The sequence below is a fragment of the Brevundimonas sp. genome (genome assembly GCF_027487935.1).
Classification (GTDB): domain Bacteria; phylum Pseudomonadota; class Alphaproteobacteria; order Caulobacterales; family Caulobacteraceae; genus Brevundimonas.
Genome location: NZ_JAIYCP010000021.1, coordinates 45,315 through 64,455, shown reverse-complemented (window position 1 = coordinate 64,455; position 19,141 = coordinate 45,315). Strand labels below are relative to the sequence as shown.

The window sequence follows — 19,141 nt, the reverse complement described above, 5'->3', positions numbered from 1 at the left end:
GCCCCTCGACCCTCGACCCTCGACCCGCTCACAGCCCCGGATCCCACACGCCCGCGTCCCGCATCCGGCACTCCCGTGCCTCCCGCGCCCGGCCGTCCATCTCTTCGGCCATTACGCAGACGGCCTTTGACACCGTCGCCTTGTGCACGCCGGGGATCAGGGCGTGGGCGAAGGCGCAGCCGGCCAGTTTCAGCAGGCGGAATCCGAACCGCGCCGAGGCGGCCATATGGTGGAAATAGCTTTCGTCGACCTCGCGCGGGTGTTCGACGAACAGGCGGTGAAAGGTGCGGCTCATGGCGGCAGTCTAGCCTGCGTCGGCCCGCCCCTCTACCCGACCGGTGCATTTTGGCCTAAACCGCGCGCCTTCGCCACGCTCACGAAAGACGACCCATGGCTGACGGTGCCTCTGCTTCGCACAAGACCTTTCGCTGGGACGACCCGCTGGACCTGTCGGGCCGGCTGACCGACGACGAGCGGATGATCCAGGACGCGGCGCGGTCCTACGCCCGCGAGAAGCTGCTGCCCCGGGTGGTCGAGGCCTTCCGCGACGAGACCTTCGATCGCGCCATCATGACCGAACTGGGCGAGATGGGCTTCCTCGGGGCCATGCTGCCGGAACAGTACGGCGGCTCCTCGGTCAGCCACGTCGCCTATGGCCTGATCGCCCGCGAGATCGAGGCGATCGACAGCGGCTATCGCTCGGCCATGAGCGTCCAGTCCTCGCTCGCCATGTACCCGATCTACGCCTTCGGGTCGGAAGAGCAGAAGATGCGCTTCCTGCCGCGCATGGCGGCGGGCGAGCTGGTCGGCTGTTTCGGCTTGACCGAGGCCGACGGCGGTTCCGATCCGGCCTCGATGAAGACCAGGGCTGTGGCCGTTGACGGCGGCTACCGCCTCAACGGTGCCAAATACTGGATCACCAACAGCCCGATCAGCGACCTCGCTGTGGTCTGGGCCAAGCTGGATGACGTCATCCGGGGCTTCATCGTCGAGCGGGGCATGGACGGCTTCACCACCAACAAGATCGGCGACAAGCTGTCACTCCGCGCCTCCATCACCGGCGACATCGGCCTGAACGACGTCTTCGTGCCGGAAGAAAACCTGCTGCCGGGCGTCAAGGGTCTGCGCGGGCCCTTCTCCTGCCTGAACAAGGCCCGCTTCGGCATCGCCTGGGGGGCCATGGGCGCGGCCGAGGCCTGTTTCCACCTGACCCGCGACTATGTCGGCGAGCGGATGCTGTTCGGCCGCCCGCTTTCGTCGCGCCAACTGGTGCAGAAGAAGCTGGCCGACATGCAGACCGAGATCTTCCTCGGCTTCGAGGGCGCGCTGGCGCTGGGCCGGCTGCTTGACCAGGGGGCCTGGGTCCCCGAGGCCATTTCGATGATGAAGCGCAACAACTGCGGCAAGGCCCTGGATATCGCCCGCGTCGCTCGCGACATGCACGGCGGTGCCGGCATCACCGGCGAGATGCACGTCATGCGTCACGTCATGAACCTCGAGACCGTCAACACCTACGAAGGTGCCCACGACGTCCACGCCCTGATCCTGGGCCGGGCCATCACCGGCGAGAGCGCCTTCTAGGGACGAGGACTTTCGGCCGGCGCCGCCTCGCGCGTCCCCGTATTGACCTCGGGCACATAGAGGCCGGTCACCAGCCGGGTCAGGAAGCCTCCCGGCTGGCTGCGGGGACCATAGCGGCCACAGGGGTCCGGGTCGGCGATCGCGCGCACCGGGCGATCCGCGGGGGCGAAGGCGTCGCCGACGGCGTCGGCGAAGGGCTCGGCCAGCTGCAGCGCGTCGCCCACGCGCGAGAGGGACGGCGAATCGGTGCCAAGCACATTGGCGTTGCGCGCCCAGGCAATGGCGGCGGCCTGGCCTCCGCGCGCGTCCAGCAACTCCGCCTCCGCTGCCAGCCCGCCCGTGGTGCCGGGCACCCGGACCGTGCCGGGCCCGGGGATGAAGGCATTGGCCACGGCCGCGACGGCCGATCCTGCGGGCGCGGTGGCGTCGATCCGAACGACAGCCGCCCGGACGCGGGCCGTCCCATCGGGCGCTGCGGCGAGGGTGAACCGCTCGCTGATCTCGTAACAGACCTGCCGATCGACCTCGCGCAGCACCAGGGCGCGTTCCTCGGCCGTCAGCGCCTCGCCCGCCTGTCCGACCAGGACGGTCGGCTCGAGCCAGACCTGCTCGATCGCAGCGGCTGCCGCCTCGCCGCGGTATTGCCGGACCGAAGCGCGCACGGTGTCCTCGAGAGTCTGAAGGCGGTCGTAGCCGGAGAGGAAGCCGCTGTTCGCGTCAGGGGCGGTCTGACAGGCAGCAAGGCCGCAAACGGCCAGGATGCAGATGGGCCGAACGGATTTTGCGATCATGGGTGCTCCTTGCCGTGAACATACCCGGCCGCAGCCGTTCCGGATGCCCACCCCATCAGAAAATCTTCGGTCGCCGCGCCCTGCGCCAGGAAGACGAACCGGCCCGGGGGCTGTCGTCATGGCGCATTTCTCGCGCTAGACGGAAATCTGTGCCCTGATGGACAACGTCGACCGGGGCCTGGATTTGGGTCCGGCACGGGTCTGCGCCACTTTTTGGAACCGGAACCAATCGATCCGAACCAAAAATGGTCTAGGGTCGGGGTAGCAACAGGGGATTGGCGATGCGTTCCATCATTCGGACCGGCGGTTTGTCGGTGCTGGCTCTGGTCGTCGCGGTCCCGTTGATCGCCGCAACGCCCGCTGCCGCGCAGCAGTCACCGGTGCCGTTCGACGCCCAGCGCGGTGTCTTCACCTTCGCCACCGGCCTTGAACGAGCCCTGCCTGCGGTGGTTCAGGTCACCACCCTGGGCCAGTCCGAGGGGCCCAGTTCGGGTGAGAACGAGCCGCGCCCGATCTCCAGCGGCTCGGGTGCCATCATCGACGCCCGCGAGGGCATCGTCGTCACCAACAACCACGTGGTTGAGGGCGGACGGAAATTCACCGTGGACATGACCGACGGCCGCATCTTCGACGCCGTCCTGATCGGCACCGACAAGGCGACCGATCTGGCCGTGCTGAAGATCGAGGCGACCGGCCTGTCGCAGATCGATGTGGTCAATTCCGATTCCCTGCGCACGGGTGATCTGGCCTTTGCCGTCGGCTATCCGCTCGGTCTCGACCAGACCCTGACCATGGGTGTGATCTCCGGTCTCGGTCGCTCCGGCATGGGAGACCGGATCGAGGACTATATCCAGACCGATGCGGCGGTGAATTCCGGCAATTCCGGTGGTCCGCTGCTCGACAGCCGCGGGCGGCTGATCGGGATCAATACCTCCATCCTGTCGGGTGGCGGCGGCGGCAATGACGGCATCGCCTTCGCCGTGCCCAGCCGCATCCTGATGTATGTGGTCGCCCAATTGCGCGAGAACGGCGAGGTCAGGCGCGGGACGACCGGGGCCATTTTCGGCTCCCTCAATGCAGAGCGCTCGCGTGATCTGGGTCTCGGCATCGTGCGCGGCGCGGTGATCGAGGACGTCGCACCCGGCTCCTCGGCCGAGGCTGCCGGCCTGCAGCGCGGTGACATCGTGACCCGGATCCAGGGTCGCCCCGTCTCCAATGCCGGCACCGTCGCCGCCACAATCGGCATCGCCGAGCGCGGGACACGTCTCGAGGTGGTCTATCTGCGCGAAGGGCGCGAGGGTCGCACCACGCTGGCGGTGGAGCCCCCTTCGGAGCCTGGGACCATCATTGGTATGGGTGTGATCATGGCCCGGGGTGCGTCCGTGCGTCTTGTATCGGAAGGGTTCCAGGTCTTTGCCGTCGAGGGTGGTTCGGCGGCGGCGGCCGAGGGGCTTCTGGCGGGTGACCTGATCCTGCTGATTGACGGCGCACCGATCGCGAGGCTCGACGACCTGGCCTCTGTGCTGGGCGCGGAGGGACGCCGGGTCATGTCCATCACGCGGGGCGGCGAGCCGGTCGAGATCGTCCTGCCCTGAGTCCGCGGCCTAACCGCTCTCCCCAAGGCCTGGACAGCAAAACGCCCGCTCTGCCGGGAGGGGGAGGGTGGCTGAGCGGGCGTCTCTGCTTCGAAAAAGCATCGGCCCGTCAGAGCCCTTGGTGGAGTGATCCAGGAGGGGCTGGGGGGGCTGTTCAGGATCCGGAAACGCTCCGAACTCCAACGAGCCGATGGGTCCCTTGTCCCTCCCCAAGGGGGCGGGCGATTGGCGGAAGCGAGGCGATTTCTTGTTCGTGACGAATTGTTCGGTTCGCGGCGTTCCGGACACAGCGTTCGACGACCCGGTGGTCTTGACCCCGGGCAAGGCGACTGGCGTTTTCCGGGCGGTGGCTTAACCTTGCCGGGATGAGCGACGCCGCTGACTTGCCGTCCGTTCCCGGTCCGGTCTTCTTCGACCGGCGCGAACTCGACCTGATCCTGAGGGTCTATGGCCGGATGGTGGCGGCGGCCGAGTGGCGCGACTACGCCATGGTCGGCCACCGGGAGTTCGCCGAGTTCGCCGTCTTCCGCCGCTCGTGGGACGCCCCTCTTTACCGCATTGAAAAACGCCCCGCCCTGCGGCTCAAACAGGGCCAGTGGGCGGTCATCGGAGAGGGCGGTGTCGTGCTTCGCCGGGGCCGGGAGCTGGCCCAGGTGCTGCGCGTCTTCGACAGCCGCAGATTCAGGATCGTGGAATAGAAAAGGCCCCGGCATTTCTGCCGGAGCCTTTCTGCGTTCTGATGCTGCAACCCCTATTCGCGGTTGCCGCCCAGGAACATCAGCAGGAACTGGAACAGGTTCACGAAGTTGATGAACAGGCTCAAGGCTCCAAACCCTGTGGCCACGCCCATGGCGGCCTGGTCGCCGCCAAGGGAATAGTAGGTCATCTTCAGTCGCTGGGTATCGAAGGCGATCAGGCCCGAGAAGATCAGCACGCCGATGGCGCTGATGATCAGGGCCATCATGCTGGACTGCAGGAACATGTTGACCAGCATGGCGATGACCAGGCCGATCACGCCCATGATCAGGAAGCTGCCAAGACCGCTGAGGTCCTTCTTGGTCGTATAGCCGAACAGGCTCAGTCCACCGAAGGCGGCGGCGGTCACGAAGAAGGTCGAGGCGATGGATTCGTTCGTGTAGCGCAGGAACAGGATGCCCATCCCGGCGCCGATGGTGGCGACGACGGCCCAGTAGAGCAGGTTTACGCCGCCCGCCGTCGGGTTCTTCATGAAGAACATCGAGCCAAACAGCAGGACCAGCGGCGAGAACTGCACCACCATCCCCAGCATGGTCAGGCCGACACGACCGTCGGGGCCGGCGGCGAACAGCAGTTGCTGGACGGCCGGGACATTGCCCGTGACGTAGGCCAGGGCTCCGGCGACTACCAGGCCGAGGGCCAGCTTGTTGTAAACGCCCAGCATGAAGCTGCGCAGGCCCGCGTCCACCGACATGTCGGCCGAGGCGGGGATCGAATAGCCGTTTCTGAAATCGCTCATGGCGAGATCGGTCCTCCATTGGGCCGGGCGAACCCCGGCCTTTGGTCAATTATCGGGCGCGTTCGATCCTTCCGCAAGGAAAACCGGACTTGGGAACCGTGTTCCGAGCCGCTACCAACGGTCGCATGATCCGGCTCTTCACCGCCCTGTCTGTCCCTGATGACGTCGCCGAGGCGCTCGCATGCCGCCAGACCGGCCTGCCCGGAGCCGGCTGGCGGACCGCCGACCAGCTCCACATCACCCTCGCCTTCTATGGCGAGATCGACGAGCGTCGCGCCGACGACCTGTCGATCGAGCTGGAGCGGGCGGCGACGGGCGGCCCGTTCGAGATCCGCCTGTCCGGCGTCGGCGCCTTCGGTGACGGCCATCGGACCCACGCCATCTGGGCCGGGGTCGAGGCCAACGACCGGCTGTCGGTTCTCGCCGGCCGATGCCGCAGCGCCGCCGAACGGGCTGCCATCACGATCGAGCGCCGGGACTATCGCCCCCATCTGACCCTGGCCTATCTCAACGCCGCGGCGGACCCTGCCCGGGTCGGGGCCTGGATCGCCGACCACAATCTGCTGCAGTCCCCGCCGATCCGGGTGGACCGGTTCAGCCTGTATTCCAGCGTCCTGGGCCGGAGCGGCAGCCGTTATGACCTCGAGAGGGAGTACGTCCTGTGACCGGACCCGTGCTTGAAACCGAACGCCTGATCCTGCGCCCCATTGCCATGGAGGACTTCCCGCGCTGGGCAGAGATGATGGGTGACGCCGAAGCCGCGAGATTCCTCGGTGGGGTTCAGCCGGCGGCCGTGGCCTGGCGGGGGTTCATGACCATGGCCGGGGCCTGGAGCCTGACCGGCGTGTCAATGTTCTCGATCATCGGACGCGAGACCGGCCTGTGGCTGGGTCGGGCCGGGCCCTGGAGCCCGCCCGGATGGCCTGGCACCGAGGTCGGCTGGGCCCTGCATCCGGACGCCCAGGGCAAGGGCTATGGCGTGGAGGCGGCGACCGCGACCATCGACTATGCCTTCGATGTTCTGGGCTGGACCGAGGTCATCCATACCATCGCTCCGGACAATACCCCGTCGCAGCGACTGGCCGGGCGAATCGGCTCGCGCAATCTCGGCCCCACCCGCCTGCCTCCCCCCTTCAGTGAACTGCCCGTCGACAGCTGGGGCCAGAGCCGGGAGGACTGGCGGGCCCGGTCGCGCTGAAGCGATGACGCGCTGAGGACACACTGACGCTTTGACCGACCGACGCGTTCCGCTAGTCAGGAGCCAGGAAACGACGAGGATAGGCGATGCGGGTTCTGGTTCTGGGCGGCGACGGGTTCTGCGGCTGGCCGACGGCGCTGCATCTGTCGGCACGGGGGTGGGACGTCTGCATCGTCGACAACCTCAGCCGCCGCAACATCGACAACGAGCTCGAGGTCCAGTCCCTGACGCCGATCCGGACCATGGGCGAGCGGATCAACGCCTGGCAGGAGGTCAGCGGCCGGACCATCGAATTCGTCAACATGACCGTCGGCAAGGAGTTCGACCGGCTGGTCGCCCTGATCAACGACTGGAAGCCCGACAGCGTCGTCCATTTCGCCGAACAAAGGGCCGCGCCCTATTCGATGAAGTCGGCGCGGCACAAGCTCTATACGGTCGATAACAATCTCAACGCCACCAACCACCTGCTGGCGGCGATCGTGGAGAGCGGCCGGGACATCCACCTGGCCCACCTCGGTACCATGGGCGTCTATGGCTATACGACCGCCGGCCTGCGCATCCCCGAAGGTTATCTGAAGGTCACCGTCGACACCGACTTCGGCCCCGCCGAGCAGGAGATCCTGTTCCCGCCGAACCCGGGCTCGATCTATCACATGACCAAGACCCAGGACGCCCTGCTGTTCCAGTTCTACGCCAAGAACGACGGGGTCCGGATCACCGACCTTCACCAGGGTATCGTCTGGGGGGCCCAGACCGAGGAGACCCGCCGCGACGAGCGGTTGATCAACCGGTTCGACTATGACGGCGACTACGGCACCGTGCTGAACCGCTTCCTGATGCAGGCGGCGGTCGGCTATCCGCTGACCGTGCACGGCACCGGCGGCCAGACCCGGGCCTTCATCCACATCCAGGACACGGTTCGCTGCGTCGAGCTGGCGCTGAACAATCCGCCCAAGGTCGGCGACCGGGTCAAGATCCTCAACCAGATGACCGAGAGCCGCCGCGTGCGTGATCTGGCCGCCATGATCGCCGACATGACCGGGGCCGAGGTGCACAATGTGCCCAACCCGCGCCAGGAGGCCGACGAGAACGAGCTGGTGGTCGCCAATGACCAGTTCCGCGAACTGGGTCTGAAGCCGATTACCCTGGCCGAGGGGCTGATGCAGGATGTGACCGGGATCGCCCGCCGCTATGCGGATCGCGCCGACCTGTCGAAAGTGCCCTGTGTGTCGACCTGGAACGGCAAGCGGGCCGAGGCGATCAAGGCTCCGGCCACCGTCGCCGCGCCGCCCACCAAGCCGGTACAGGCGCGTTCGGCCTGATCCATGCCTGAACCCGCCGCCAATTCCGCCCTGTTGGTCTTCGGCGGCGGCTGGCTGGGTCGGGCGGCAGGACTCGAGGCCTTGGGCCGCGGCGGCCGCGCCGTCCTGACCAGTCGCGATGCGGACCGAAGGGCAGCCCTGTCCGCTGAAGGCCTGGGCGTGATTGACCCCGATGACGCCCCGGCCCTCGCCGATGCCGTGGCCGGGGCCTCCGCCATCCTGATCTGCGCCCCGCCAGTGGCGGAGGGCTGTCCCGGGCTCAAGGCCATGGCACCGGCCCTCGCGGCCGCGGACGCGCGGCCCGACTGGATCGGCTATGTCTCCTCGACGGCGGTCTATGGCGACCGCGCGGGCGGCTGGGCGCTGGAGGACAGCGAACTGAACGCCGCCTCCCTCGAGGGGGCCCGCCGGGTCCGTGCCGAGCGCGACTGGCTTGCCGCCGGTCAGGGCATGGGGCTGACCGTCCAGCTGTTCCGTCTGCCGGGCCTCTATGGTCCCGGTCGTTCGCCGCTGGACCGGTTGCGCGACGGTACGGCGCGGATCGTGCGCAAGCCCGGTCAGCTGTTCAACCGGGTCCATGTCGATGACGTTGTCTCGGGCCTGTTTGCCTCCATGGCACGGCCCAGGGGCGGCGCAGCCTACATCCTGTGTGATGATGAGCCGGCACCGGCGGATGTCGTCATGGAAGGGGCTGCCCGGCGTCTCGGCCTGCCCCTGCCGCCGGAGGTCGACCTCGACGATCCGTCGGTGTCCGACGCCATGCGGCGCTTCTACCGCGACTCCAAACGCCTCTCGAACGCGAAGGCCAAGGCGGAACTGGGCTGGCGGCCGAAGTATCCGACGTGGCGTGAGGGGCTGGAATCTCTCATCGCCCATGACGCGACATAGTCGACATCGACCCAAGACAATTCGGCAGTGATATCGTCGACATTCCGACGACGACATCCTCGAAAGGCACGACATCCGCGACAACGCGGCCCGTGCTCATGCAGCGAGCGACCGCGTCGCGAGCGTTGGCGCCCTGCTAAAAGGGCAGGATGTTCCGCTGCCGGCTGTAGGCCATGGTCCCGACATTGGCACCCAGCCGCAGGCCGACGCCGGTGCGGATCGGGGCCAGGATGATGCCGTCGGCACGCTGGTAGTTCACGCCCAGACCACCGACCAGATAGGCCGTGCCTTCCACGCCGGGATAGCGGCGATAGAGCATGTCGGGATGGTAAAGGCCGTAGACCAGGGTGAAGACCCGCGAGGCATTTCCGCCGACGTCCCAGCCGATTGAGATTCCCTGCCAGAAGACCTCCTGCGATGCCGACAGGTCCTTCATGTGCAAGGCACCGCGACCGTAGCGGGCTCCGAAGCCCGCGGCACCGGAAGCCTCCTCGCCGGCGATATAGGCCGTCGGCCGGTCGCCCTGTTCGGCAAAGATGCGCTCGATGGCGGCACCGATGGCCTCGGCGGCGATGCCCAGTTCGCGCGAGCCCGCAGCGACCAGTTCCTCGGCCGTATAGACCGGGGCCTGGCCGTCCGAGGCGATCGGATAGCCGGGATTGGACGACCCGCCCGCGGTCGCGCAGGCGGACAGGCCGGAGGCGCCGGCGGTGGCGGCGAGGCCCGACAGGATCAGTTGGCGGCGGTGCATGGTTCTGGCTCCGAATGCGGCGACGGCTCGCCCGGGACACACGGGCGCTGGTCCATACCGTCACTGTTCTTTGAGTCAGCCTTGCGGCGGCAAGGTTAACGGGACGTTGCCATCCCGCAGCGGATCCCGCTCAATGCTTGCTCGTCTGCGCCGTCAGCCAGTCCATCAGGGCCAGAAGCACGCCGGAGCCGACGAAGGTCAGGTGGATGATCACCAGCCACATCAACTGCGGTTCATCGAGGGGCGCCTTGGTCTCGCCGATCTCCATGAACCGTTTCAGCAGATGAATGCCGGAGATCGCCACGATCGAGGCGATCAGCTTCATCTTGAGGCCCGAGAAATCCACGGTCCCCATCCATGGCGGCCGGTCGACGGCATCGTCGATATCCAGTTTGGAGACGAAATTCTCGTAGCCCGAAAACAGGACGATCAGCAGCAGGTTTCCGGCGAGGGACAGGTCGATCAGGGTCAGTACGACCAGGATCACCTGTTCGCTCGTCATGGTGAAGGCCTGGGGCGCGTAATGGATCAGCTCGCGCAAGAAGACCGTGACCAGCATGGCCAGGGACACGATCAGCCCCAGGTACATCGGGGCCATCAGCCAGCGGGAGGCGAACAGGCCTCGCTCGAAACGGGTTTCGATCTTCGACTTGAGTCCCACGATCAACTCCTCAAGGTCGCGCCCAGCTTGCCGGCGGCACCAACGATACGGGCCGAGAGCGACTCGATCTCTGTCTCGGTCAGGGTCGCCTCGACCGGCTGGATCGCAACCTCCAGCGCCACCGACTTCATGCCCTCGGGCACGCCCGCACCGCGATAGACGTCGAACACCGACACCCCCGCGATCAGTGCCTTGTCGGCACCGGCGACGGCACGGACCAGATCGCCTGCGGCCCTGTCGTCCTCGACGAGGAAGGCGAAGTCGCGGGTCAGGGGCATAAGATTGGCCAGGTTTGCCGGTCCCCGTGCCTTGGACTTCGCGCCACGCGGCTCGGGCACGGCGTCCAGCACGATCTCGAAGGCCAGCATGGGCGCATCGGCGTCCAGCGCCTTCAGCACCCGGGGATGCAGGGCCCCGAACTCGACCATAATGGTCTTCGGGCCCAGCTGCAGGCGCGCCGAACGGCCCGGATGCCACCAGTCGCGGTTCTGCCCCTGGACCAGCTGCAACGAGGCCACAGGCGCACCCAGCGCCTCCAGCAAGGCCATCAGGTCGCCCTTGAGGCCGAACAGGGCGTCCTCCGGCGCGGTGCCCCAGTGTCGCGCGGCGCGCGGGGCGATCAGACCGGCGATGACCGTGCGCTGACCGTCCGGCCGGTCGTTCAGATAGATGGGGCCGATCTCGAACAGGGCGGCGTCGGCATGGCCGCGCGCAGCGTTGCGCGCCGCCGCCTGGATCAGATTGGGCAGGGCCGACGGCCGCATGCAATCCAGATCGGCGGCGATGGGGTTTTCGACCCGAAGGCTGTCGTCGCCGCCGCCGAACAGGGCCGCGGTCGATTGTTTGGTGAAGGACCAGGTCACCGCCTCGGCATAGCCCATGGCCGCCAGCGCGCGCCGGGCCAGCCTGACCCGCGCCTGACGCGGGCTCAGCACGCCCTTCGACGGCGCGCCCAGATCGGGCAGGGGGGTGGACGGCAGGGCACCGTAGCCCTCGATGCGGGCGACTTCCTCGACCAGATCAGCGGGCCCCTCGACGTCGCGGCGCCAGGACGGCGGCGTCACGGTCCACGATGTTCCGCGCACGATTTCGAACCCGAGCCGGGTCAGGATTTCGGCGATCCGGTCGTCGTCCAGTGCCAGCCCGGTCAGCGATGCCACCCGGGCCGGGTCGAAGGCGAAGGCCGCAGGATCGGCCGGGGCCTGGCCTGCCACCACCAGATCCGACGGCTCGCCGCCGCACAGGTCGAGGATCAGCCGGGTCGCCAGCTCCAGGCCGGGCGCGACGGAGGCAGGGTCGACGCCGCGGGCGAACCGGTACTGGGCATCGGAGTGCAGCGACAGCGTCCGGCCGGTCTGGGCCGTCAGGATCGGGTCGAACCAGGCGCATTCGATGAAGACATCCGTGGTCTCATCCGAACAACCGGTCGATACGCCGCCCATGACGCCGCCGAGGCCGATCGCCCGCTCGCCACCCTCGTCGGCGATCAGGCACATGGCCGGGTCGACACTGTAGGTCTTGCCGTCGAGCGCGATCAGCTGTTCCGGTTCGCCCGCCGCCGGTGCGACCTGGCCGGCGCGCACGACAATCTCGCTGCCGACCAGTCTGGCCGCATCATAGACATGCAGGGGCCGGCAGCGGTCATAGGCGACCAGGTTGGTCACATCGACCAGCCGGTTGATCGAGCGCAGGCCGATGGCCGTCAGACGACTCTGAAGCCACTCGGGCGAGGGGCCGTTCTTCACGCCCCGGATCAGCCGTCCGGCGAAGACCGGACACATCTCCGGCGCATCGATCCGCACGGTGATCGGCGAAGGGAAGGTTCCGGGAACCGGCTGGATTGAAGGGGTCTTCAACTGGCCCAGACTGGCCGCCGCCAGATCGCGCGCAATGCCCGCCACGCCCAGCCAGTCGGGCCGGTTCGGGGTGACTTCGAAATCGATGACGGGTTCGGCACCGAAGACGCCGGCGGCCGGGGTTCCCACGGCCAGGTCGTCTGCCAGTTCGAGGATTCCGTCGCTCTCGCCCGCCAGCTCCAGCTCAGAGGCGGAGCACAGCATGCCGTTCGAGACGACGCCCCGCACCGGCTTCTCGACCAGGGTCACGCCCAGTCCGGGAACGAAGGCACCGATCGGCGCATAGATGGTGGTCAGGCCTGCGCGTGCATTGGGCGCGCCGCAGACAATCTCCTTGGGCCCGTCCACCGTATCCACCTGGCAGACACGCAGACGGTCGGCATTGGGATGCGGCTCGGCCGAGACGATCCGCGCCACGGTGAAGGGTGCCAGGGCGGCGATCGGATCATGGACCTCCTCGACCTCCAGGCCGGCCATGGTCATGGCGTCGGCCACGGCCGCGACGTCGGCGTCCGTGTCGAGATGCTCCTTCAGCCAGGAGAGGGTGAATTTCACGCCGCGTCGCCCCCGGCCACTTCCATGGCGGCATTGCCGGCGACGATTCCCTTTTCCAGCTCGGCCAGCAGGACGTCGTCGCCGGTGAAGGCCACCTGGGCGAACCGGCAGCGCACGAAGCGGCAGTCCGCCATGCCGATCGCGCCGACGATCCTGTCGCCGAGCGGCTTGAGCAGCAGGTTCCGCGGATTGGCGGCCGCGCCCATGTTGCAGCCGTCGAAGGTCGTGCCGTTCATCACAGCCATCACCGCAGGGCCCTCGATGACGCAGTCGGTGAAGGTCTTGCCGGCGATCACCATCTCGCCGGCGTTCCAGTGGTTCACCGCCAGCACAGGAAGCCAGACGGCCTCCTTCTCGAAGCGGGTGCGCGCGACCATGGCGCGGCCGGCGGCCTCGGCGGGGGACATTTTCGCGGTTTCGTCGGTCATCGGATCAGCTCAGGCCAGAGGCGGAATTGGGGGCGGCGAAGGCGGAGAAGCCATAGTGGGCCAGCCACCGGGTGTCGGCGTCGAACATGGGGCGCAGGTCGGGAATGCCGTATTTCAGCATGGCCAGGCGATCCACGCCCATGCCGAAGGCAAAGCCCTGGAATTCGTCGGGGTCGATGCCGCAGTTCCGCAGCACGTTCGGATGCACCATGCCGCAGCCGAGGATTTCCATCCAGCTGTCGCCCTGGTTCAGCTTCAGCGTGCCGCCCGACCGGTCGCAGCGGATGTCCATCTCGGCCGAGGGCTCGGTGAAGGGGAAATGGTGCGGCCGGAAACGGGCGTCGACGCCGTCGACCTCGAAGAAGCGGGCGACGAAGGTCTCCAGCGTCCACTTCAGGTGTCCCATGTGGATGTCGCGGTCGATGACCAGCCCCTCGACCTGATGGAACATCGGCGTGTGGGTGGCGTCCGAGTCCTTCCGGAAGGTCCGGCCCGGCGCGATGATCCGGATCGGCGGCGTCTGGGTCATCATGGTCCGCACCTGCACCGGGCTGGTGTGGGTGCGCAGCACCTTGCGCTCGCCCGTCTCCGGGTCGGGGCGCAGGAAGAAGGTGTCGTGCATCTCCCGCGCCGGGTGTTTGGGCGGGAAATTCAGCGCCGTGAAATTGTGGAAATCGTCCTCGATGTCCGGGCCTTCGGCGACGGCGAAGCCCATGTCGGCGAAGACGGCAATCATCTCGTCCATCACCTGCATCGTCGGATGGACCGAACCGGCGCGGCGCGGCCGTGAGGGCAGGGTCAGGTCGATGTGCTCGGCCTTCAGCCGGGCGTCCAGTTCGGCGCCTTCCAGCTCGGCCTTGCGGGCGGCCAGGGCTGCCGAAACCCGGTCGCGCAGGCCGTTGATCACCGGTCCCTGTTCGCGCCGCTCATCCGGGCTCAGCGCCCCCATTCCCTTGAGCAGGCCGGAGATGGAGCCGGACTTGCCGAGGGCCGCGACACGCAGTTCCTCGACCGCCGCCGCAGTCCGGGCGTCGCCGATGGCGTTGATCAGGTCGAGTTCGAGTTGGGCGAGATCGGTCATTGTGCAGTCGTCTAGCGGTTGGGGCGCAAAGCAAAAAGCCCCCCGGCGTGGGCCGGAGGGCTTTTGCGTCTTCCGTTGCCGGAAAATCAGGCCTTCAGCGCCTCGCGGACCTTGTCGGCCACGGCCTTGAAGGCGACTTCGTCAGCGGCCATCGCGGCCAGGACCTTGCGGTCCAGCTCGATGCCGGCCTCGCCGAGGCCGTGAATGAACTGCGAATAGGTGAAGCCTTCCAGACGCGCGGCGGCGTTGATGCGCTGGATCCACAGGGCGCGGAACGAGCGCTTCTTGTTGCGGCGGTCGCGGTAGGCGTACTGGCCGGCACGATCGACGGCGGCCTTGGCGGTACGGATGGTGTTCTTGCGGCGGCCGTAGAAACCCTTGGCCTGCTTGAGAACCTTCTTGTGTCTGGCGTGGGAAACTACGCCGCGTTTGACGCGAGCCATGTCGCTATCCTTTCAAATTCTAAGGGAAAATCAGATCGTTACTGCGCGCGCCGATCAGGCGTACGGCATGTAGGATTTGATCTTCTTGGCGTCGGCGTCGGCCATGACCGAGGTGCCGCGGTTCTGGCGGATGTATTTGCTGTTGTGGCTGATCAAGCGGTGCCGCTTGCCTGCCACCCCGGCCTTGACCTTGCCAGTCGCCGTGAATTTGAAGCGCTTCTTGGCGCCCGACTTTGTCTTCAGTTTGGGCATTTTCACTCTCTTTTTGAGTGGGTTACCGGTTCTTTCGGCCCTTGGAGCCGTCGGATTGGAAACCCTGATGAGAACCGCCCAGGCATGCCTGTTAGCCCGGCGGTTCGGTACGCGAAGGCGCGGCTTCTAGGCCAGCCGGCGCGGGAAAGCAAGGCTCGGTCTATGGCGCGACGGCCGGGACGGCAGCCGCCAGCCGCTTCCGGAACGCCCGTCCGGCATTGATGGCCATCACCGCGGCCGGAATGGTCAGGGCGGCGCCGATGATCAGGGGCCAGTCGTGGCCGATCTGCGAGAAGATGGCCCCGGCGATGATCGGACCAAAGATCCGTGCGATTGAGCTGGAGGCCATGTTCAGCCCCAGCATGGCACCCTGGCGATCCGGATCGACCGACCGTGAGATCAGGGCCGAGAGATTGGGCATGGTCATCGCCATGCCCGAGGCGCCCACCGCCATGATGGCGGGCACCATCCAGTCCGCATCGGGCCACAGACGGCTTGCGAAGACCTGGGCCATCAGGCTGGTGCCGAAGGTCAGGCAGCCGAACGCCAGCACGCGGGACTCACCGAACCGGCGCGCCAGCCGGCCGGCCAGAAAGCCCTGACAGGCCACCGAGACGATCCCGACGACCATGAAACACAGGCCGACCTCGCGCGCCGTCCAGCCGTAGCGGGCCTCGGTCCAGAAGCCGAAGGTCGATTCCCAGCCGGAAAACCCGGCCATATAGATCAAGGTGACCAGCAGGACCCGCGACACCACCGGATTGGCCACCGCGTCCCGCACCCCGCCGAGGAAGGCCGGGCGTGGCGCAGCGGGGTCCGCCCTGACGCGGCTTTCCTTCAGCAGGACGGCGACCCCGATGGCGGCCAGCAGGCACAGGCCGGAGGCGGTGAAGATCGGCAGCTGATAGCCCAGCTTTCCGAGCTCCGGATGGGTCAGCAGGCCGCCGATGGCCGGGCCGAAGATGAAGCCGAGGCCGAAGGCGGCGCCGATCAGTCCCATCCGGCCGGCGCGCAGCTCGGGCGGGGTGACGTCCGCGACATAGCCCTGGGCCGTCGAGACATTGCCCGCGCCAAAGCCGGTGAACAGCCGCACCGCGATCGCCAGCCAGATATTGGGCACGAAGGCGAGCGCCAGATAGCCGGCGGCATTGGCCAGGATGGTGATCAGCAGCACCGGCTTGCGCCCGATCCGGTCCGACAGCCGGCCCCAGAAGGGCTCGGCGACGAACTGGCCCAGCGAATAGGCCGAGAACATGATCGCCACCTGCCAAGGAGGGGCATCCAGGGTCTTGCCATAGAAGGGCAGCAGCGGGATGACGATGCCGAAGCCGACCAGATTGATGAACACCACCCCGAACAGGACGAACAGCGCTGATCGCGAAGGGGGCGGGGGCAGGGCGGCTGACGTCACAGGGCGGTACTCGGGCGGGAGGCGACCCCTCTGTCATCCAGATCGCGCAGGCGCGCAAGGCGAAGCTGGAAAACGAAAACGCCCCGGCCGTTTCCGGTCGGGGCGTCCCATGGTCTGCAAGGCGCGGCGGCTATTTCGGGGCCAGGATCATGATCATCTGGCGGCCTTCCATACGCGGGGCGTATTCGACCTTGGCGATATCCTCGAAATCGGCCTGGACCTTGTTGAGCAGTTTCATGCCCAGTTCCGGGTGCGCCATCTCGCGGCCGCGGAAGCGCAGGGTCACCTTGACCTTGTCACCCTCGTCGAAGAAGCGGTGCATGGCCTTGGCCTTCACCTCATAGTCGTGGGTGTCGATATTGGGGCGGAGCTTGATCTCTTTCAGCTCGACGACCTTCTGACGCTTGCGCGCCTCGGCCTTCTTCTTCTGCTCCTGGAAGCGGAATTTGCCGTAGTCGAGAATTTTGCAGACCGGCGGCTCGGACGTGGAGACGATCTGAACCAGATCCATGCCGGCCTCTTCGGCGGCTTCCAGCGCGGCTGACGTCGGCATGACGCCCTGTTTCTCGCCGTTCTGATCGATGAGCAGAACGCGCGGTGCGCGGATATCGTGGTTCATGGGCGGCCCGTCCTTGACGGGCGGCTGGTTCATCGGACGGCGAATGAGCGTCGGTTCCTTGTGTGGATGAGGCGGCGGAGTTCTGACGAGGATGAGCGCGCGACGGATCGCGGCCTGTCCCCAACAGGGCCTATATGACCGCGAAAGCCCCCGTCTTCAAGGTTTGAGCGGCGCACGGTCGCTGATCCAGGTGTCGTGCAGGTCAAGGACGGCCTCAAAGACACGGTCGACCGTCAGCGCCTCGATGGGCGCGAACTCGCCGCGGGTCTCATTGGAGGCGGCGATGAGGGTCCGCGGACCCCAGGGCCCGTACAGCCACCACTGTGTCGGACCGAACAGGCCCAGCGTCGGCCGGCCCAGGGCGGCGGCGACATGCATCAGGCCGGAATCATTGCCGACGAACAGGTCTGCGGCGTCGATCGCTGCGGCCGAGGCCAGGATGTCGCCCTTGCCGACGAAGTCGATTCCGCGCGGCCCGGCGGCCTCCAGTGCCGGGGTCGCGGGCGGCCGGTCGCCGGGGCCACCGACGGCCATGAAGCGCCAGCCGTCGAACCGGGGTTCCGCCTTCAGCCTCTCGACCAGTTCGCCCCAGCGCTCGGCCGGCCAGCTCTTGCCGGGCTGGTGGGCGATCGGGGCCAGGGCGATGATCGGGCCAGGGCCGCTCCCGCCGGCCAGTTGCGGATCGAGCACCGCCTGCCGGTCAGCGACGGCCCGGGCGTCGAGGAAGATTTCAGGATCCAGCGGGGCCGGCGCGCCCATCATCCTCGAAACCATCTCGACCTTGCGCAGGCCGGTTTCCCAGCCGCGATTGTAGACCACGCGCCGCCTTGCCGGGATCAGCCAGCTCAGGGCCGAGCCACGGATGTCAATGACCAGGTCCCAGCGCGTGCCGACCACCTGACGCCACAGATCGAACCAGTGTCCGGCCAGCTTTTTCTTGTCGAGGATGATGACCCGCTCGACCTGTGGCGCGGACCGGAAGAAGGGGGCCGGCGGCCGACCGCAGGCCACCGTGATCCGGGCACCCGGCACCTGCCGCGCGATTTCGCGGATCACGCCGGAGGATATGACGCAGTCGCCGATGCGGTTAGAGGTGACGAACAGGACGTTCCTGGCGGTCTTGGTATCGGTCACGCGGTTTTGGCCTTCGCTTCGCTTTCCCGGGTTCGCTATCAGTCCGCGACGACTTTCGCGAGAGGAGCCGCGATTGGATGACATCCAGCATCTGATCTGCCGGGGTGGTGAAACCCTGGCGTATCGCCGGGTCGAGGGCGACGGTCCGACCGTGGTCTGGATCGGCGGCTTCCGCTCGGACATGGAGGGAACCAAGGCCCTGGCCCTGGATGCTGCAGCGCGTGAACGCGGCTGGGACTATGTCCGTTATGACCATTTCGCGCACGGCCGGTCGTCGGGCGACTGGCGCAAGGCCACGATCGGACGCTGGCGAGAGGATGCGATCCAGATGATCGACAGCCTCAAGGGGCCGGTGGTTCTGGTCGGCTCTTCCATGGGCGGCTGGGTCGCCCTGCTGGCGGCGCTGGCGCGGCCGGGGCGGATGGCCGGACTGGTGCTGGTCAACCCGGCCCAGGACTTTACCGAGCGACTGATGTGGCCCGGTCTGGCCGACCATGAGCGTCACGCCATCCTGCGCGACGGTGAGGTCCGGATCGTCGAGGCGGGTCACGGCGAGTATGTCCTGACCCGTGGCCTGTTCGAGGACGGCCGTGACTGGCTTCTGCTGGATGCCCCCCTGCCCATCGCAGCGCCGGTCCATATTCTTCAGGGCAGGGCCGATGATGTGGTGCCCTGGAGTCATGCCACGGCCCTTGTCGAACGGCTGACGGGTGGAGACGTCCGGCTGGACCTGATCGAGGGCGGCGACCACCGCCTGTCGACTCCCGATGATCTCGCGCTTCTGATCCGGGCGGTTGATCGAATGCGGCTTCAGGGGTTTAGATAGGGAACCCATCGCAAGGAGACCCTGCCATGCGTCCTCTGAACCTCGCCGTACCCGCCATCCTTCTGCTCGTTCTCTCAGCCTGCGCCTCGACCGCGGGATCGGGGACCTATGTCGATGAGCTGCGCGAGCTGTCCGACAGCTGCGAAGCCCGCGGCGGCATCCTGGTCCCCAATGGCCAGCAGAGCGGCCGGCCCCAGACCGACAATGTCTGTCGTATCACCGGCGGTGCCTCGCGCCTGACCAGCGGCGGCTGA

At 67.3% G+C, this 19,141-nt stretch carries 22 protein-coding genes; 9 read left to right on the top strand and 13 right to left on the bottom strand.

All coding sequences use genetic code 11. The annotated features are described in order from the left end of the window. Positions 1-28: 28 nt before the first annotated feature. On the bottom strand, positions 29-295 hold the full coding sequence (locus tag Q0053_RS07660) for a DUF6356 family protein (protein WP_298098261.1): 267 nt from the start codon (positions 293-295) through the stop codon (positions 29-31). Between the two features lie 95 nt (positions 296-390). Here Q0053_RS07660 and Q0053_RS07655 point away from each other — a divergent pair, with 95 nt between their 5' ends. Beyond that, the gene (locus tag Q0053_RS07655) at positions 391-1,581 is read left to right on the top strand and encodes an acyl-CoA dehydrogenase (protein ID WP_298098259.1); all 1,191 of its coding nucleotides are present in this window, start codon (positions 391-393) and stop codon (positions 1,579-1,581) included. Here Q0053_RS07655 and Q0053_RS07650 read toward each other — a convergent pair. Next, the gene (locus Q0053_RS07650) at positions 1,578-2,372 is read right to left on the bottom strand and encodes a DUF3313 family protein (protein WP_298098256.1); all 795 of its coding nucleotides are present in this window, start codon (positions 2,370-2,372) and stop codon (positions 1,578-1,580) included. The two genes, Q0053_RS07655 and Q0053_RS07650, sit on opposite strands and share 4 nt — an antisense overlap. Before the next feature lie 281 nt (positions 2,373-2,653). Here Q0053_RS07650 and Q0053_RS07645 point away from each other — a divergent pair, with 281 nt between their 5' ends. After that, complete coding sequence (locus Q0053_RS07645) at positions 2,654-3,967, top strand: trypsin-like peptidase domain-containing protein (RefSeq protein ID WP_298098254.1); 1,314 nt, start codon at positions 2,654-2,656, stop codon at positions 3,965-3,967. Positions 3,968-4,332: 365 nt separating this feature from the next. Continuing rightward, the gene (locus Q0053_RS07640; protein ID WP_298098251.1) at positions 4,333-4,665 is read left to right on the top strand and encodes a DUF2794 domain-containing protein; all 333 of its coding nucleotides are present in this window, start codon (positions 4,333-4,335) and stop codon (positions 4,663-4,665) included. Positions 4,666-4,718: 53 nt separating this feature from the next. Here Q0053_RS07640 and Q0053_RS07635 read toward each other — a convergent pair whose 3' ends face one another. Further along, the gene (locus Q0053_RS07635) at positions 4,719-5,462 is read right to left on the bottom strand and encodes a Bax inhibitor-1/YccA family protein (RefSeq protein WP_298098248.1); all 744 of its coding nucleotides are present in this window, start codon (positions 5,460-5,462) and stop codon (positions 4,719-4,721) included. A gap of 125 nt (positions 5,463-5,587) precedes the next feature. Between Q0053_RS07635 and thpR the strand changes: the two genes are divergently transcribed. The 4 genes from thpR (at position 5,588) to Q0053_RS07615 (ending at position 8,870) form a co-directional block, all read left to right on the top strand. Beyond that, positions 5,588-6,127, top strand: coding sequence for an RNA 2',3'-cyclic phosphodiesterase (gene thpR, locus Q0053_RS07630; RefSeq protein WP_298098652.1), 540 nt, complete (start codon positions 5,588-5,590; stop codon positions 6,125-6,127). Positions 6,128-6,135: 8 nt separating this feature from the next. Next, complete coding sequence (locus Q0053_RS07625) at positions 6,136-6,660, top strand: GNAT family N-acetyltransferase (protein WP_298098246.1); 525 nt, start codon at positions 6,136-6,138, stop codon at positions 6,658-6,660. 86 nt (positions 6,661-6,746) lie between these two features. After that, positions 6,747-7,982 carry an NAD-dependent epimerase/dehydratase family protein gene (locus Q0053_RS07620; RefSeq protein ID WP_298098243.1) on the top strand — a complete coding sequence of 412 codons (1,236 nt, stop codon included), beginning with the start codon at positions 6,747-6,749 and terminating at the stop codon, positions 7,980-7,982. 3 nt (positions 7,983-7,985) lie between these two features. Further along, entirely contained in the window at positions 7,986-8,870 is an 885-nt protein-coding gene (locus Q0053_RS07615; protein WP_298098240.1) for an SDR family NAD(P)-dependent oxidoreductase, read from the top strand. 136 nt (positions 8,871-9,006) lie between these two features. Here Q0053_RS07615 and Q0053_RS07610 read toward each other — a convergent pair whose 3' ends face one another. The 10 genes from Q0053_RS07610 to Q0053_RS07565 form a co-directional block, all read right to left on the bottom strand. Next, entirely contained in the window at positions 9,007-9,621 is a 615-nt protein-coding gene (locus Q0053_RS07610; RefSeq protein WP_298098237.1) for an EipA family protein, read from the bottom strand. A 130-nt stretch (positions 9,622-9,751) separates the two neighbouring features. After that, the gene (locus tag Q0053_RS07605; RefSeq protein WP_298098234.1) at positions 9,752-10,282 is read right to left on the bottom strand and encodes a TIGR00645 family protein; all 531 of its coding nucleotides are present in this window, start codon (positions 10,280-10,282) and stop codon (positions 9,752-9,754) included. Positions 10,283-10,284: 2 nt separating this feature from the next. Further along, positions 10,285-12,693, bottom strand: coding sequence for a phenylalanine--tRNA ligase subunit beta (gene pheT, locus Q0053_RS07600; RefSeq protein ID WP_298098230.1), 2,409 nt, complete (start codon positions 12,691-12,693; stop codon positions 10,285-10,287). Next, on the bottom strand, positions 12,690-13,121 hold the full coding sequence (locus tag Q0053_RS07595) for a hypothetical protein (protein ID WP_298098227.1): 432 nt from the start codon (positions 13,119-13,121) through the stop codon (positions 12,690-12,692). Before Q0053_RS07595 ends, pheT begins: the two co-directional genes overlap by 4 nt. Before the next feature lie 4 nt (positions 13,122-13,125). Continuing rightward, positions 13,126-14,202 carry a phenylalanine--tRNA ligase subunit alpha gene (gene pheS / locus Q0053_RS07590; RefSeq protein ID WP_298098224.1) on the bottom strand — a complete coding sequence of 359 codons (1,077 nt, stop codon included), beginning with the start codon at positions 14,200-14,202 and terminating at the stop codon, positions 13,126-13,128. Between the two features lie 86 nt (positions 14,203-14,288). Next, complete coding sequence (gene rplT, locus Q0053_RS07585; RefSeq protein ID WP_298098222.1) at positions 14,289-14,645, bottom strand: 50S ribosomal protein L20; 357 nt, start codon at positions 14,643-14,645, stop codon at positions 14,289-14,291. A 54-nt stretch (positions 14,646-14,699) separates the two neighbouring features. Then, complete coding sequence (gene rpmI / locus Q0053_RS07580; RefSeq protein WP_003166435.1) at positions 14,700-14,897, bottom strand: 50S ribosomal protein L35; 198 nt, start codon at positions 14,895-14,897, stop codon at positions 14,700-14,702. Positions 14,898-15,057: 160 nt separating this feature from the next. After that, a complete protein-coding gene (locus Q0053_RS07575) occupies positions 15,058-16,308 on the bottom strand; it encodes an MFS transporter (RefSeq protein ID WP_298098217.1) in 1,251 nt (416 codons plus the stop codon). A 130-nt stretch (positions 16,309-16,438) separates the two neighbouring features. Continuing rightward, positions 16,439-16,960 carry a translation initiation factor IF-3 gene (gene infC / locus Q0053_RS07570; protein ID WP_298098214.1) on the bottom strand — a complete coding sequence of 174 codons (522 nt, stop codon included), beginning with the start codon at positions 16,958-16,960 and terminating at the stop codon, positions 16,439-16,441. Positions 16,961-17,083: 123 nt separating this feature from the next. Beyond that, positions 17,084-18,061 (bottom strand): glycosyltransferase family 9 protein, encoded by a 978-nt coding sequence (locus Q0053_RS07565; protein ID WP_298098212.1) that lies wholly within the window; start codon positions 18,059-18,061, stop codon positions 17,084-17,086. A gap of 73 nt (positions 18,062-18,134) precedes the next feature. On the opposite strand from Q0053_RS07565, the gene Q0053_RS07560 reads away from it, so the two are divergent. Together Q0053_RS07560 and Q0053_RS07555 are read left to right on the top strand one after the other, a co-directional pair. Next, the gene (locus Q0053_RS07560; RefSeq protein WP_298098209.1) at positions 18,135-18,887 is read left to right on the top strand and encodes an alpha/beta hydrolase; all 753 of its coding nucleotides are present in this window, start codon (positions 18,135-18,137) and stop codon (positions 18,885-18,887) included. Between the two features lie 26 nt (positions 18,888-18,913). Beyond that, the gene (locus tag Q0053_RS07555) at positions 18,914-19,141 is read left to right on the top strand and encodes a hypothetical protein (protein ID WP_298098206.1); all 228 of its coding nucleotides are present in this window, start codon (positions 18,914-18,916) and stop codon (positions 19,139-19,141) included.

Excerpts from the sequence above, each read along its gene's own strand:
- Q0053_RS07660 (WP_298098261.1), bottom strand. The coding sequence starts at position 295 with ATGAGCCGCACCTTTCACCGCCTGTTCGTCGAACACCCGCGCGAGGTC.
- Q0053_RS07655 (WP_298098259.1), top strand. The coding sequence starts at position 391 with ATGGCTGACGGTGCCTCTGCTTCGCACAAGACCTTTCGCTGGGACGAC.
- Q0053_RS07650 (WP_298098256.1), bottom strand. The coding sequence starts at position 2,372 with ATGATCGCAAAATCCGTTCGGCCCATCTGCATCCTGGCCGTTTGCGGC.
- Q0053_RS07645 (WP_298098254.1), top strand. The coding sequence starts at position 2,654 with ATGCGTTCCATCATTCGGACCGGCGGTTTGTCGGTGCTGGCTCTGGTC.
- Q0053_RS07640 (WP_298098251.1), top strand. The coding sequence starts at position 4,333 with ATGAGCGACGCCGCTGACTTGCCGTCCGTTCCCGGTCCGGTCTTCTTC.
- Q0053_RS07635 (WP_298098248.1), bottom strand. The coding sequence starts at position 5,462 with ATGAGCGATTTCAGAAACGGCTATTCGATCCCCGCCTCGGCCGACATG.
- thpR (WP_298098652.1), top strand. The coding sequence starts at position 5,588 with ATGATCCGGCTCTTCACCGCCCTGTCTGTCCCTGATGACGTCGCCGAG.
- Q0053_RS07620 (WP_298098243.1), top strand. The coding sequence starts at position 6,747 with ATGCGGGTTCTGGTTCTGGGCGGCGACGGGTTCTGCGGCTGGCCGACG.
- Q0053_RS07615 (WP_298098240.1), top strand. The coding sequence starts at position 7,986 with ATGCCTGAACCCGCCGCCAATTCCGCCCTGTTGGTCTTCGGCGGCGGC.
- Q0053_RS07610 (WP_298098237.1), bottom strand. The coding sequence starts at position 9,621 with ATGCACCGCCGCCAACTGATCCTGTCGGGCCTCGCCGCCACCGCCGGC.
- Q0053_RS07595 (WP_298098227.1), bottom strand. The coding sequence starts at position 13,121 with ATGACCGACGAAACCGCGAAAATGTCCCCCGCCGAGGCCGCCGGCCGC.
- pheS (WP_298098224.1), bottom strand. The coding sequence starts at position 14,202 with ATGACCGATCTCGCCCAACTCGAACTCGACCTGATCAACGCCATCGGC.
- rplT (WP_298098222.1), bottom strand. The coding sequence starts at position 14,645 with ATGGCTCGCGTCAAACGCGGCGTAGTTTCCCACGCCAGACACAAGAAG.
- rpmI (WP_003166435.1), bottom strand. The coding sequence starts at position 14,897 with ATGCCCAAACTGAAGACAAAGTCGGGCGCCAAGAAGCGCTTCAAATTC.
- infC (WP_298098214.1), bottom strand. The coding sequence starts at position 16,960 with ATGAACCAGCCGCCCGTCAAGGACGGGCCGCCCATGAACCACGATATC.
- Q0053_RS07555 (WP_298098206.1), top strand. The coding sequence starts at position 18,914 with ATGCGTCCTCTGAACCTCGCCGTACCCGCCATCCTTCTGCTCGTTCTC.